Raw genomic sequence first — 14,594 nt, 5'->3', positions numbered from 1 at the left:
ATAGCTTAATCATGAAAAAACATATTTATATAGCTTTTCTTTTCTGCATTGTCTCTTTGACGGGATGCGATAATTTCCTGACGGTGGAAAGCCCGGACTTTTCGACGGATAAGTTCTGGAGGGACTCTGTTGACGTGGAATCCGGACTGTCGGCTGCTTATGGGCAGTTGGATAACAGAGCCGGTAGTTATAATTTTGCTGAAATAAAATTTGTTGTAGAGACGTTTCGTGAAGATATAATGAATATTGGTGCTGATGTCAATAATTATCCTGAGTGGGGGCCGATGTATGATTTTACGTACAACAACGAAAGTTCACGGATCAAGGAGTATTGGATGAATTGTTACAATGGCATTAACTATACCAACAATGTGTTGTTTGGAATAAGAAAAGTACAGTCCGGTAATAATCCGATGAGTACCGCCAAATGCAATAGCGTACAAGGAGAGGCCTTGTTTCTGCGTGCTTATTACCATATGAAGTTATTATTGAACTGGGAAAAGATAGTCATTCGTAACGAGTATCTGACTACTGAGGTAGAAGTACATAAGGCCCTTTCCTCAAGGGAAGACGGTTGGGATTTTGTCTGTTCGGAATTGTCGGATGCAGCTAAGATCCTGCCACAAACCCGTCCGTCGCTTGAAGCCGGCCGCGTGACTAATGGCACTGCCTATGCCTATTTAGGATGGGCGTATTTGACGAGAGCTTATGAGGTTCCTGATAAAAAGGCGGAATATCTTGAAAAAGCGGCCGGGGCTCTCGATCAGGTAAAAGGATATAGTCTGGAGAAAGATTTTCTGAGTATGTTTAACGGAACAAATAAAAATTGCAAAGAATCTATTTTTGAGATTCAGTTTACCGGAAATACCTCAGATGGTGCTTTCCACCAACATGTATTGCATTATTGGGTCGCTGCTCCGGTGTTGAGAGGTTGGGATGAAATCCGTCCCAGCCAGATGATTCTGGATGAGTTCAGAAAAGAAGGCCGGGTAGCTACTACCGGCAATCTGGATTCACGGGCTTATGCAACCATGTTTTTTAATGATCCTTATTTTAATGATGGTGAAGGGCGTATTTATGGATTTGAGTATTCGGACTTATTTGATGAAAATGATGAAATTAACCGTTGCTTCCGGAAATATATGCCGGATGACATGCAGAAATTAAAACAGTCTTATACTTCGACAAATGTACCGTTGATGCGTTATGCCAATGTGTTGTTGATGCAGGCCGAAATTCATAATGAACAAGGACATCCGGAACTGGCTGCCCCCTTGATAAATGATATTCGAAAAGTACATGGAGATATGCCGGAGATTTCAGGTGATTCTTATGATTTTGTAAAGGCACAGATTGAACACGAACGTTTGATGGAATTTGTATTGGAGAACTATCGCTTTTATGATCTTCGACGTTGGGGTAAATTGGATGAGGCTTTGCATGCGGCCGGACGGGTGAATTTCCATTCGGAAAAACATGCCTTTCTACCGATTCCGTTAATGGAGATTCAGAGTAATAACAATATCGATTAGAGTAACTTTTTATTAATTGTTGAATGGGATTCGGGGGGGCTGAGAAGATCTTCCTAACCCGCTTAATACCGTAACAGAATGAAGAAAAATGCACTTTTTTTATTGAATGTACTTCTTGGAATAGGGAGTATGGGTACCGTAGCAGGACAACAGGATGTGTGTGGTTTTGAACACCAACAAGCGGAGTATAGAAGAACACATCCCGATGCGAAGTTCGAGTCGGAGAATATTCCGAATTGGAAGCAAACGCGGGCAGCAGCCGATTATTGTCAAGGACAATATGTAATTCCTGTTGTGTTTCATGTATTTGGTGAACCCACCAATGATACCCGTCTGAAGGTTACTTATAGTTTGATAGAGAAAGCTCTTAAACAAACGAGTGAAGATTTCCAGGGATTGACGGCAGATTATGATCAGACGGGAGCCAGTAGTCGCTTTGAAAATATCAAGAAACCGTTGAATATTGATTTCCGTTTGGCAAAAATCGATCCGGAAGGTAATCCTACGAAAGGTGTCATCTTCTATGACGAAGCTGAGAAAGGTTTTGGCAATGGCGGGGGATACGATGAAGCTATTCAGAAATATGCATGGGACAATAGTAAATATATGAATGTATACATCATGAAAGATCTTTATGCCGATGGTGATCTCTATAATTCGGGGGTGTCTTGGCTTCCGGATAATGGAATGATGTTGGACAATTTGGCACGGGTGGTTTATAATGGAAGTTATATAGGGAGCAATACGAGCGAGAACTTTCGTCGTGTCTTGACTCATGAGTTTGGCCATTTTATGGGGCTGCATCATACATTTGAGGGAGGATGTAATTATCCGAATGACGGAATAGAAGATACTCCGCCGGTAGCAACCTCCAAATGGCCTGCCGATAAGGTAAATTGTGAGGACGATTATACCGATTGGGAGAATTTTATGAATTATACGGATGCTTACCGGCATTTCACAACAGGGCAGGTGGCGCGGATGGAGTATTATTTGAACGAATCTATGTCTCGTAGCCAGTTGTGGCAGGAAGATAATTTATTGGCCACAGGTGTGGAAGACGGACATCAACTCTCACCGTCGGTATTGGTGGTAAAAGGTCGGAATTTTACGGAGACAGATAATAACCAGGGAGAAGTAGGAGGTACTTTACAACTGGAAGCTGCCTATGGTTTAACTTTTGCCCGGATCGGCACTCTTGAGGAAGGTACGGATTATACGGTTACCAATTTACCGGAAGGCTTGAAGGTGGTAGTTACTCTTTCAAGTGATGTGACTGCCATTGTTAAATTGGAAGGAAAAGCAACCAGTCATCGGTTGGCTGATAGTCAAAAAGAGGTGGGTATAACTTTGGATCCATCAGTTTTGAAACTTGAAGGAGGAGCGGTTACCGCTCAGAAGATTAGTTTTGGGGTTCTGTTTAACGATCCTTACACTTCTTATTGCCTGTTTAATCCACGTTTTGCTCCTTATGCACATATCTCTAAAGTAAAATTTGCCCAAATAGAAAGGAATACGGAGTTTGACGGACAGCAGTATAAAGATTTTAGGACAGATTATGTGGCTGGTGTGGAAAAAGGAAAAACTTATCAGTTGGAAGTGACAGTACAGAACTGGAAGTCGGGAGAAGGTGACCCATATACTGTTCGTGCATGGTTTGATTGGAATGGTGACTATGTATTTCAACAAGATGAAATGATAGCTCCCCAAAAAATAGCCAGAATAGGTAAAGCAGGAACCGAACATGTGTTGAGTTTTGATATAGCGGTTCCTGATGATATGGTTGAGAATAAAGAAGTTGGATTCCGTGTTATGTTGCACTATACATTGGGAAATGATGGAGCAGATCCTTGTGGAGAGATAGATAGTGGTGATGTGGAAGATTACGGAATGATTATAGGCGAGGACAAAGCTCATGTATTGCCTCCGGATGGACCGGATGAACCGACGGAAGAGGTCTGCACTCCTGAATTCTCTTATCAGGCTTATGCACATATCCAGAAAGTTGAATTTGCCGGGATGTCTAACGAGACTTTCGGAGAACCCGGGAATACGGATATTATAGAGGATTTTAGAGAAAATGAAAAGCTGAACGTACATCTTGAGAAAGGGAAGGAATATGTGATGAAAGTAACTTATGCCAATTTAAATTCTCACCCGAAGGACAGTTATGTATTGCGTGCTTATATAGACTGGAATAATAACAGGATATTGGAAAAGTCGGAATCACAAAAGATAGCTATTCCCGCTATTGGAGCAGCAGGTAGTCCTACTACCGTTGAGTTTAAATGGAAAGCCCCTGAAGATGTCGTTGTAAAGCAAAATTTACATATGCGTGTATTTATCCATTATGGGGATGCAAACAGTATGGCTGGTGAGTTACCTTGTGGAACCGTTGAGAACGGTCAACTGGAAGAGTATTATGTAATTGTTTCTCCAGACCCGACCGGAATTACGGATAAGCACATGGATGAATGGAATGTATATCCAAACCCGACAGATGGTATTTTACATATAAGTGGCACAGATACGAATGTTTGCAGATATCGACTTTATAGTGTGGATGGTCGTTTGGTTCAGGAAGGGAGCGTATCGGATTCAGTAATCGATATTAGCGGACAGGTCAAAGGTATGTATATTCTGAAAATAGAGACTAAAGAATCTATTTTACAGAGAACTGTAATTTTAAGATAAATAAAACCGGCCGGTAGGCAGGTGTTGTCTACCGGCTTATTCTATTAAATTATTAATTTATTAAAACAAAATTGGATTATGAAAAAAAGTTTACTTTGTTGCTTTTTGCTGTTTAGTATGATAGCAGGGCAGATGATGGCTCAATCTCAGTTGTGCAGACCGGAATTAACTTGGGGTGCCTATGCCTGCATCTCGAAAGTCGAGATTAATGGAATGGTAAGTGAATCGTCTACTACTCCGGAAGGGTGGAATGGAGAAATAGGTTCTAATACGTATGATGAAACGGTTATGTATGCTGATTATACGCTGGATAAAGACAGAGTTGTAAAATTAGAACCCGGAAAAGAGTATGAATTGAAAATTACTGTATGTAACTTTTCATCCGGTGCGGGAGATGAATATTATGTAACTGCATTTTTTGACTGGAATGGGGATAGCCAGTTGACAGCAAGTGAAACCGCTTTTCAGAAATCAATAATGGTAGGAAAGCCCGGACAGACTTCTTTTAAGGTGGTTACAGGTAAGATTACGGTTCCTACAGATGCTGCAAAAACAGTTACTATGCGTGCATATCTGCACTATAAGACTCCGGATGTACCTTATACAGATCCTTGTTGTACTCAAGATGGTGGAGTATTACAGGATTATACTGTAGATCTTAGCGGTGCCTCTTCTATCCAAAACATTCAATCTGATTCGTTTGTGGTTTATCCTAATCCCACAGAGGGGGAGCTTTCCGTTAATTTGGAGGATGCCAGTGAATATATGCTTTATAGTATTGATGGCAGACTTGTTCAGAAAGGTATTGTAGATAGAAATGTAATTGATGTAACTGGAAACGCTTCGGGGATGTATATTTTGAAGGTAAAATCCGGTGCTGAGATTAAGTGCGCTAATATAATTATCAAATAACATTTTAGAAACTGTATAATAGAACCGGCTTGATAAAAATATTTATCGAGAGTACGAAACCGGTAATGAATATCGAGCCGGTTCTTATTTCTATATTATAATAATGCTGATATTTATGGGAATTTTTAGATTCAGAATAGTACGATTGCTGTTTTATATAGTTTGTTTTTCTATATCAATATCAGCTATGGGGCATAATGATATTTATAGTGTAGACTCTTACAAAAATATTCTGGACATCCGTTATACTCCTTATAGTAATGATTATTTTACGGGCGGCTTTTCTGATTCCGGTGCCTGGGTCTGTTTTACCTTGCCGTCTGAGGATAACTGGGTGAATGGATTTTGCGGTCCTTTTGAATTGGATCATCGTTTATGGATTTCGGACGCTTTGTTGCAAGTCGGATTTACCCCTAATGTAAAAACAGAAATGTTTAAACCTGTGGAGGTGTCTTATGCGCCGGGGGAACTTTATATGTCTTCTTCTTCCGACATGGGGAACATACAGCAACGTTTATTTTTCGTTGATCGCTATACGGCACTATGGAGCTGCGAAGCGGCAATGCGGAATCTCTATGTTCTCAATGGCTCGTTGAGTGGTATAAAACAGGTTCAACTGACGGATCATGTCCTTTCTATGACCCTCTTCACCGGAGAATTGTGTACTGTCACATTCTCATCAGATTTTAAGCTATCTTATGAAAATTCAAAGTTTCAGGCTGTACTTCCCAAGGGGATGAAAGGCTATGCGGCAATTTCTTATTTCTATGAATCACAGCGACCGGAAGGATATACAGCTTTTTTACAAAATATGATAGAACGCCTTGATGCGTGTATTGCTAATCATAAAGATCGGTGGTTTCGGTATTTGAAATCCGTGCTACGTCCGGAAATGCCCATTGAATACCATCGGATTGCTGTAAAGGCAATGGTCACTTTGTTGTCCAACTGGCGGGCATCGAGAGGAGACCTGCTTCACGATGGAGTGATACCTTCTCATGCAATGAGTTATTTTATCGGTTTTTGGGGGTGGGATTCTTGGAAGCATGCAGTGGCACTGAGCTGGTTCGAACCGGAATTAGCAAAGAATCAGGTTCGTGCCATGTTTGATTATCAAACGCCGGAAGGGATGATTATTGATTGTATTTATACAGATAAGAATGAGAACAATGAGCGTAATAGTAAGCCTCCTTTAGCAGCTTGGGCAGTGAGTGAAATCTATAAATCGACGCAAGATGCCGATTTTGTGAAAGAGATATATCCTAAACTATTGCATTATCACCAATGGTGGTATAAATATAGAGATCACGACCGGAATGGGTATTGTGAATTCGGGGCGGTAGATGGTACACTTGAGGCAGCGGCTTGGGAAAGTGGAATGGACAATGCCATCCGATTTGATCGTTCTTCTATGGTAAGTAATGGTGCGGGAGCTTGGAGTTTAAACCAAGAGTCTGTTGACTTGAATGCTTATCTGGCTTATGAATACCGCTTATTGAAAGAACTGGCCATAATTGCCGGATATGAATTTGTGGAACCGGACCGGACGGCATCTGTTGCAGATTACTTCTTTGATGCTGAGAAAGGATTCTTCTATGACAGAAAATTGAAAGGTGGAGACTTTGTAAAGGTGGAGGGCTGTGAGGCATATATCCCGTTTTGGACACAAATAGCTACCCCGGAACAAGCTAAAGCGGTATTACCTTATTTCACTGATCCGTTGAAGTTCTCTACTTATATTCCTTTTCCTACAGTGACGGCGGATCATCCGCAGTTTTCTCCGAATGGTTATTGGCGGGGTCCTATTTGGTTAGATCAAGTCTATTTCGGTATACGAGGACTGAGAAACTATGGTTATGCACAATTGGCTGATGATTACACCAAGCGGGTTTTTGACCGATTGAATGGTTTACGTGGAGATGCTCCCATTCATGAAAACTATGAGACAAATACCGGAAAGAGATTAAAATCACCACATTTCAGTTGGTCGGCAGCTCATTTGCTGATGTTGTATCGTGAGGCTGGTGTGTTGGATGCTAAGTCAACCGATTTGTGTCTGTTCCAATCGGATTATCGGAATTATGCATACATTCAGGAAGTAGAGTTCGAAAATATACATCACAAAATGTCTTATTCAGAGACGGGGTGGACAGATTATTCATCGGAATATACGGCTGAAGTGGAAAACGGCAAGACTTACCAACTGAAGGCTACGGTTGTGAATTGGGATTCGGGTGATTCGGATACTTATAAATTGAGACTTTGGATTGATTGGAATAGGAATTACGAACTGGAAGAAACAGAGCTGATCGATACTAAATTGATTAGTCCGATAGGGGAACGAGGCAAAGAGCATATCTGTCGGTTTTCAGTCACTATTCCTGAAAGTTTGGTGAAAGGGGAAAAGCTGAAGTTCAGGTTGTTCCTCCATTTTGTGACCGATGAAGCGGATGGAACAGATCCTTGTGGCTGGGTGGATAGTGGGATAGCTTGTGATTACGGATTGGTGGCAACGCAGAGTAGTGGCTTTATAAGTCGTGAAGAAGGAGTTGCAACGGCAAAGGTTTATCCGAATCCGGTGGCTGATAATTTATATATTGAAAGTGCTACTTCTATTAGTCGGTGTTTTATTTATGATATGGAGGGTTGTGAACGGTTCGGGCATTCGGGTAATATCTCTAAGATTGATGTGACGCCTTTACCTCCGGGTAATTATATTCTCCGGATCGTGTATGACGAGAAAGCGAAAAGGCGGGATGATTTTTTTAAGGTAGTTGTTCAATAAACTTAGCTTGATACATATGTTTATATTCCTTATTATCGGACTTATGCTGTGCGGAGTACTGACCGGATATCTTTTCCGCAAAAGAAAACTTAACTTTATATATCGTGTAATTACTTTTTTGATCTGGATACTGCTGTTTCTTTTGGGTACAGAAGTAGGAGATAATAAAATGATCATTGAAGGTTTGCATTCGTTAGGGTTGGAAGCATTGGTTATTACTCTGGCTGCTGTCGGGGGTAGTGTATTGTGTGCTTGGTGGTTATGGATTTTTATTTCGACCGGAAAGCTGAAAGGAGGTGAAGAATGAGAGACAGTCTTATTATTGTACTGTTCTTTGCCGTAGGAATATTATTGAGTTGTTTTGACCTTTATCCATCCGGATTGGAGCAGTTTAATCTGAGCTTTTATGCATTGTGTTTTTTGATGTTCTGTGTGGGTATTAGCATTGGTAATAATCCTCATATACTATTGAGTTTCAGAAGACTTTCCCCGAAATTCTTTTTACTTCCTGTATGTACGATTTTAGGGACACTTGCCGGTTGCTATGTCAGTAGTTTCTTTTTTGAAAGGCATTCTTCTGTTGATTGTATGGCAGTGGGGGCCGGTTTCGGATATTATTCATTATCAAGTATCATTATCACGGAATATAAAAATGCGGAACTCGGTACGATTGCTTTGCTATCTAATATAATGAGAGAAATCATTGCTTTACTGGCCGCTCCTTTTTTAGTTCGTTTTTTTGGAAAACTTGCGCCTATTTCAGTAGGAGGTGCCACAACGATGGATACCACTTTGCCGATAATAACCCGCTGCTCGGGACAGGAATATGTTATTGTTTCTATTTTTCACGGCTGTACGTTGGATTTTTTAGTTCCTTTTTTAGTGACGTTACTATGTTCAATCTAAATTATAATAAATATGGGAAAACATATTTTGTGTCTTATTATTAATAGTTTGTTCTGTTCTACACTTCTATTGGCAGAACAACAAGTAGTTCCTTGGCAGGATCCTCAAGTTTGCGGTATAAACAGGGAACCGGCATGTGCTCATTTTATTCCTTTTTCTTCTGAGGAGAAAGCCCTGGCCAATGATTTACAGTCGAATGAACGACGAATGTCATTGGATGGAACCTGGAAATTCCTTTACTCGAGAAATGTGGATGAGTGCCCGAAGGATTTTTTTAATGAGAAATTTAATGTACGGAAATGGAAAAGTATCCAAGTTCCCGGGAGTTGGGAGTTACAAGGATTTGATGCTCCGATTTATACGGATGTGAAGTATCCTTTTCCGGCTGATCCTCCTTTCGTCCCGTCGGATTATAACCCGGTGGGAATTTATGTCCGTGAGTTTATCGTACCGGTATCTTTTCAAGAGATGGATGTCTTTTTAGATTTTGAAGGGGTTGAGTCGGCTTTTTATTGTTGGGTAAATGGTAAATTGGTTGGTTATGGTGAAGATAGCCGGTTACCATCTCATTTTGATGTAACTTCTTTTCTTCGACCGGGTAAAAACAAGATAGCAGTTCAGGTATTCCGTTATAGTGACGGTTCTTATCTGGAAGGGCAGGACTATTGGAAATATAGTGGTATCGAGAGAAGTGTATATCTGGTGGCACGTCCTACATGCCGTGTAAAGGACTTTAAGATATCGGCTCCATTGAATAAGGATTATAGAGATGGTGATTTTCAATTGGGGGTTACGATGAAATTATCTGATAATTCCATTGGGAACCGGCTTCAATTGAAATTAATGGATGGAAATGAGCTATTGTATGCCGATCAAAAGACGGTAACTTCTCCATCCGATACTCTTTTTAACTTTAAACATCTTGTTCCGAATGTGAAAGCGTGGAGTGCGGAGACACCTTATCTTTATACAATGCTGGTCAGTGTGACGGATAAAGAGGGGAAAATGTTGGAAACATTCCGGCATCGTGTCGGCTTTCGTACGATTGAAATGCGTAACGGGCAATTTTTAGTAAACAATGTTCCTATTCTCATTAAAGGGGTAAACAGGCAGGAACATGATCCTCTTCATGGTCGGACATTGACGTTAGAGACCATGCTGAAGGATGTGAAGATGATGAAGCAGTTTAATATTAATGCAGTTCGTTGTAGTCACTATCCCAATAGGCCGGAATGGTATGAACTGTGTGAAGAATATGGACTTTATATGATTGATGAAGCTAATATAGAATCACATGGAATGGAATATCATGAAGACGGAACTTTGGCTGATAATCCGGATTGGGAACATGCTTTTATGGAACGTATGAAACGTATGGTGATGCGTGACAGGAATTTTACGGCTATTATCACTTGGTCATTGGGTAATGAATCCGGCTACGGAAAACATTTTGAAACCTTGTATCATTGGACGAAAGGTTTTGATCCCAGCCGTCCGGTGCAATATGAGGGTGCACGCCGGGAAGGGTTATCGGATATTTATTGCCCGATGTATCCTCGTATCTGGTGGTTAAGGGAGTTTGTGAATGAACGCAAGGCAAGGCCGCTGATCATGTGTGAGTATGCACACTCTATGGGAAACAGTACGGGAAATCTTCAGGATTACTGGGATTTAATTTATAAATATGACAATCTGCAGGGAGGTTTTATCTGGGATTGGGTGGATCAGACTTTTGCAGAAAAAGATCAGGAAGGTCATCCTATCTGGGCTTATGGAGGCGATATGGGATATGTGGGAGTACCTAATGATTCCAATTTTTGTGCCAATGGTTTGGTGGCAGCCGACCGTTCGCTTCATCCGCACATATGGGAGGTAAAAAAAGTTTATCAATATGTACATTGTGAGCCTGTTCCGTTTGCTGATAACAAACTACTTGTTACCAACCGCCATGATTTTATAGATTTATCCGGTTATTATATGCGGTGGACAATTGAAGCGGACGGAGAAGAGGTACAAACCGGTGAAATTGATTTTCCGGTGATTCCTCCCCACTTTCATATGGAGATGACTGTTCCGTTTCGGAAAATCAAGCCGGATTCAAGAGAATATTTTTTGAAAGTAGAAACTTTGTTGAAAAATGACAAACCGTATGTTTCGAAAGATTTTATAGTTGCGATGGATCAGTGGCAGCTCCCTGTTGAGAGACAGGAAGGGGTGAAAATGGTAACTCATGAACCGATAGTGGTATCCCGGCAAGAGAATGGGTTGAAGATTGGTAATAAAGAATTTGATGTAGAATTTTCTGCAGTTTCGGGAGAAATGATTTCTTTAAAGTATAAGGGTGAGGAGATGCTTCTTGCAGGTTTACAGCCTAATTTTTGGCGTCCGTCGACTGATAATGATGTACCGAGCGGGCTTCTATCACGTTGTATCGGTTGGAAAGAACCGATGAAAAATAGTAAACTGCTTAAACTGGATATGCAGGTTGAACCGGATAGTTCATTGGTTATTGTCGTTGCCGATTATTATTTGCAGGAACAGGAATCTGCGATACAGATGACTTATCATATTTTGGGGAATGGTATAATAAAGGTCGAGATGGCCTTTACACCCGGAAATAAACCTCTGTCGGAGATGCCCCGGTTCGGAATGCGTATGATACTAACAAAGGAGTATGACCGTATGTCTTGGTTGGGCAGGGGGCCGCATGAGAATTATGCTGATCGGAAAATGTCTGCTGCTGTAGGGGTATATCAATCCGGTGTGTGGGAACAATACCATCCCTATGTTCGTGCGCAGGAAACTGCTAATAAATGTGATACACGTTGGTTTTCTCTTTGTAATACAGAAGGGGAGGGGTTGTTATTTGTGGGAACAGAACCTTTGTCTGTAAGTGCATGGAATTTTATGCAGGATGATATAAACTATGTTCCTTTTGAGATAGAGCGCAGGCACGGAGGAAGTATTAAAAAGAGAGATTTGGTTTGGGTTAATATAGATTTGTTACAAATGGGTGTCGGTGGAGATAATAGCTGGGGGGCTCAAGTTCATCCGGAATATACGATTACACCTCTTTCCCGGAAGTATAGCTTTGTTATACAGCCGGTCGATACCTCAGAGAGCATAAGTAAACAGGCACGTCAAATATGGTTTTAACTAAAGAATAGAGATGATGAAAAAACTGATAATGAGAATTTGCGGATTAGTTGGGGCGGTTATGTTTTTTATAAACTGCTCGGAGCGGAAACCGGTGGCTTATAATTCTTTGGTGCATGAATATGGAAATATTCTCGACATAGCTTACACTCCCAATGATTCGGCTTTTGGTAGAGGATGGTTTTCTGATCAGGGTTCCTGGATGGGATTTACTCTACCAGAGAAAGAGCAATGGATAAATGGATTTTGTGGACCATTCGACTTGGAGAGCCGTCGCTGGATTTCCAAATCGCTCTTGACAGTGGGACTGACGGAATATCCGGATGCGGTCTTCCATGCAGACTCGGTGAATTATTTTCCGGGGGAATTATTTATGCGTTCATCAATGGAAAAAGGAGTGATCACTCAACGGTTGATTTTTATAGACCGGTCTAATGTATTGTTGGAGTGTGTTTTGGAGGATGAACAGTCTTTGTGCTTTTCGGGTCGGATAAGCGAACGGAGTACTTGTAATGTAGTTAATAATTCATGTGTCTTATCCTTGTCTTCCGGTCAACAATGTATGCTTACTTTTCCCGACCGTACGAAAATTACTCTTTCGAATGATGGATATGAAGCACGAACAGCTCCCGACCGTACAGTATATGTGATTATGTCTTTTTTGGATAATCCACAGATACGAAGTTTTGATTTTGGGGCGATTGGTGATATGGAAGCTCATCCTGCGGGATACATTGAAAAACATTATCAGCGCTGGAATGGATATTTGGGAAAGGTGTTACGTTCCGATATGCCCGAAGAATACAATCGGATCGCTGCCAAAGCGGTTGTCACATTAATTTCTAATTGGCGTAGCAGTCGGGCCGGGCTACTGCATGAAGGGGTTGTACCTTCCCATGCTGTGGGGTATTTTATGGGCTTCTGGGCGTGGGATTCTTGGAAGCATGCTGCTGCGCTTGCCGATTTTGCTCCGGAACTGGCGAAGAACCAGATACGGGCGATGTTTGATTATCAGTTGGACAATGGAATGATTATTGATTGTATTTATACGGATATCCGTGAAAATAATGCGAGAGATAGTAAACCGCCTTTGGCGGCATGGGCTGTGGATCGTGTTTTCGAAGAAACCGGAGATACTTCATTTGTAAAAGAGATGTATCCTCAGTTATTGAATTATTATCGTTGGTGGTATATCGACCGTGATCATAATTCAAATGGAATTTGTGAATTTGGATCAGTTGACGGTACTCTTGAAGCAGCTGCTTGGGAAAGTGGTATGGATAATGCTATCCGGTTTGATGATGCCCGGATGGTGAAGAATAGTGATACTGCCTGGAGTTTTGATCAGGAATCGGTTGATCTGAATGCTTTTCTGGCTTACGAATATAAGCTGTTGAAGAAACTGGCGAACGTATCGGGACAGGCATTTGATGAAAAAGATCGTACAGATTCCATACGGACTTATTTTTATGATGAAGATGCCGGATTCTTTTTTGACAGACGTATGGATGGAACTTTTGTAAAAGTGGCCGGTAGTGAAGCGTATATTCCTCTTTGGACCGGTATTGCTACGGAAGCGCAAACGAGTGATGTCATGAGACAATTGGAGGACACAACGAAATTTTCAACATATATTCCTTTTCCTACCGTGGCTGCCGATAATCCGGATTTTATGCCTAAAGGGTATTGGAGAGGTCCGATTTGGTTGGACCAGACTTACTTTGCCATTTCCGGATTGAGAAAATACGGTTATGTGAAAGAGGCGGATAAATATACCCGGCAAGTCTTTGACCGGTTGAACGGCTTAAAAGGAAATGGGGCGATACATGAGAATTATGAAGCCCATACGGGTGAGCGATTGAAAGCGCCGCACTTCAGTTGGTCTGCTGCACATCTTTTGATGTTGTATGAAGAGTATGGGCAAAGGGAAAAAGAACGAATGTGAACTGTATCTATTAATATGAATAACAAATTTTTTTAAAATGAACAACAGAAAATGTTACTTGGCTGCATTAGTGTATTTGTTGGTAGCTATGGGAGGAGCGGCACAAAATATACCCGGATATAGAGCCGGAGCACCTTTGCCGTGTCGCGCTCACGAACAGATCAAAACTTTTTTTATAAAAATATAGGAAAATCATAGTTTAAAATCCGCCATTTAAATTACCATATAACTATCTAATATACTGACTGTTATATCGTTGAGTAGCGTAATATTATGTATTCCAAAGGATTAGAGACGTTAATGTTGGACGTAGCTTTACACTTCAAATTCCCTTTTCAAAATCCTTTAATATATAAAGTATATGAGAAGAACGACATTTCCGACCTATTTTTATTGACAATCCGCATAATACATTAAATATGAGCAATTTAAGCGTATTAATAACGATTATAGGTATTGGAGAGGACATTTGAACCCTTTTTGATTTATATATAGTATCTGAATTGTGTTCAACGGCATTTCTATCTATTTTCATTTATAACCGTTGTAATTGTTTGTATATGAATACAATATAGGATTTAATGATTCAAACAGATTGAAAAGTGGCATTGCCGTTCTATCTTCCTTTTATATACCTTAATTCCGCAACACTTTGATTTAACTT

At 40.8% G+C, this 14,594-nt stretch carries 8 protein-coding genes; all 8 read left to right on the top strand.

Going from position 1 to position 14,594, the window contains the following annotated elements; all coding sequences use genetic code 11:
* The first annotated feature begins 11 nt into the window (after nucleotides 1-11).
* The 8 genes from QVP90_RS18525 (at nucleotide 12) to QVP90_RS18490 (ending at nucleotide 13,930) form a co-directional block, all read left to right on the top strand.
* Nucleotides 12-1,532 (top strand): RagB/SusD family nutrient uptake outer membrane protein, encoded by a 1,521-nt coding sequence (locus QVP90_RS18525; protein WP_021937248.1) that lies wholly within the window; start codon nucleotides 12-14, stop codon nucleotides 1,530-1,532.
* A gap of 78 nt (nucleotides 1,533-1,610) precedes the next feature.
* Nucleotides 1,611-4,226, top strand: coding sequence for a zinc-dependent metalloprotease (locus QVP90_RS18520; protein WP_021937247.1), 2,616 nt, complete (start codon nucleotides 1,611-1,613; stop codon nucleotides 4,224-4,226).
* A 78-nt stretch (nucleotides 4,227-4,304) separates the two neighbouring features.
* Nucleotides 4,305-5,138: a T9SS type A sorting domain-containing protein gene (locus QVP90_RS18515; RefSeq protein ID WP_007479752.1), complete on the top strand. Its 834-nt coding sequence runs from the start codon at nucleotides 4,305-4,307 to the stop codon at nucleotides 5,136-5,138.
* Between the two features lie 115 nt (nucleotides 5,139-5,253).
* Nucleotides 5,254-7,923: an MGH1-like glycoside hydrolase domain-containing protein gene (locus QVP90_RS18510; RefSeq protein ID WP_021937246.1), complete on the top strand. Its 2,670-nt coding sequence runs from the start codon at nucleotides 5,254-5,256 to the stop codon at nucleotides 7,921-7,923.
* Nucleotides 7,924-7,945: 22 nt separating this feature from the next.
* On the top strand, nucleotides 7,946-8,230 hold the full coding sequence (locus tag QVP90_RS18505) for a LysO family transporter (protein WP_172680664.1): 285 nt from the start codon (nucleotides 7,946-7,948) through the stop codon (nucleotides 8,228-8,230).
* On the top strand, nucleotides 8,227-8,829 hold the full coding sequence (locus QVP90_RS18500) for a lysine exporter LysO family protein (RefSeq protein WP_007479755.1): 603 nt from the start codon (nucleotides 8,227-8,229) through the stop codon (nucleotides 8,827-8,829). The genes QVP90_RS18505 and QVP90_RS18500 overlap by 4 nt, the downstream gene beginning before the upstream one ends.
* A 12-nt stretch (nucleotides 8,830-8,841) precedes the next feature.
* Nucleotides 8,842-11,985: a glycoside hydrolase family 2 TIM barrel-domain containing protein gene (locus tag QVP90_RS18495; protein ID WP_021937245.1), complete on the top strand. Its 3,144-nt coding sequence runs from the start codon at nucleotides 8,842-8,844 to the stop codon at nucleotides 11,983-11,985.
* A 16-nt stretch (nucleotides 11,986-12,001) separates the two neighbouring features.
* Nucleotides 12,002-13,930 carry an MGH1-like glycoside hydrolase domain-containing protein gene (locus QVP90_RS18490; protein ID WP_007479757.1) on the top strand — a complete coding sequence of 643 codons (1,929 nt, stop codon included), beginning with the start codon at nucleotides 12,002-12,004 and terminating at the stop codon, nucleotides 13,928-13,930.
* Nucleotides 13,931-14,594 lie beyond the last annotated feature (664 nt).

The organism is Bacteroides sp. CAG:189 (assembly GCF_000432295.1).
GTDB classification, from domain to species: Bacteria; Bacteroidota; Bacteroidia; order Bacteroidales; family Bacteroidaceae; genus Bacteroides; species Bacteroides salyersiae.
The sequence above is the reverse complement of the archived record's forward strand: the minus strand, read 5'-3'. Positions and strand labels throughout refer to the sequence as shown.

What these genes read in the sequence shown, in the direction of transcription:
- QVP90_RS18525 (WP_021937248.1), top strand. Translation starts at nt 12, where the DNA reads ATGAAAAAACATATTTATATAGCTTTTCTTTTCTGCATTGTCTCTTTG.
- QVP90_RS18520 (WP_021937247.1), top strand. Translation starts at nt 1,611, where the DNA reads ATGAAGAAAAATGCACTTTTTTTATTGAATGTACTTCTTGGAATAGGG.
- QVP90_RS18515 (WP_007479752.1), top strand. Translation starts at nt 4,305, where the DNA reads ATGAAAAAAAGTTTACTTTGTTGCTTTTTGCTGTTTAGTATGATAGCA.
- QVP90_RS18510 (WP_021937246.1), top strand. Translation starts at nt 5,254, where the DNA reads ATGGGAATTTTTAGATTCAGAATAGTACGATTGCTGTTTTATATAGTT.
- QVP90_RS18500 (WP_007479755.1), top strand. Translation starts at nt 8,227, where the DNA reads ATGAGAGACAGTCTTATTATTGTACTGTTCTTTGCCGTAGGAATATTA.
- QVP90_RS18495 (WP_021937245.1), top strand. Translation starts at nt 8,842, where the DNA reads ATGGGAAAACATATTTTGTGTCTTATTATTAATAGTTTGTTCTGTTCT.
- QVP90_RS18490 (WP_007479757.1), top strand. Translation starts at nt 12,002, where the DNA reads ATGAAAAAACTGATAATGAGAATTTGCGGATTAGTTGGGGCGGTTATG.